This window comes from Marinobacter sp. UBA2498 (genome assembly GCF_002341575.1).
Lineage (GTDB): Bacteria > Pseudomonadota > Gammaproteobacteria > Pseudomonadales > Oleiphilaceae > Marinobacter > Marinobacter manganoxydans.
Map to the genome: position 1 here is coordinate 36,960 of NZ_DDOI01000100.1, position 209 is coordinate 37,168.

Annotated in this window: 1 pseudogene; it reads left to right on the plus strand. The window is 59.8% G+C overall.

What is annotated here, in order from left to right:
- Positions 1-102: 102 nt before the first annotated feature.
- A pseudogene (rnhB, locus tag B2W52_RS22355) lies at positions 103-209 on the plus strand (ribonuclease HII); the annotation flags it as partial.

Consider the following 209-nt stretch of genomic DNA (forward strand, 5'->3'; position numbering starts at 1 on the left):
GCTTAACCAAGCTTTTACCGAGTTGCACCATTCACTGAAGCAGGGGGCTGATGAAAAAGCCGCTCAGGCGATCTCAGACCTGATAGAGCAGGGTGCCCGCTGATGCCCAAGAGCCCTTTGCCACCCTTCGAGTGTCGTTACAACGGTTCCTTGCTTGCCGGTGTGGACGAGGTCGGTCGGGGGCCGCTCATCGGGGCCGTCGTGACTGC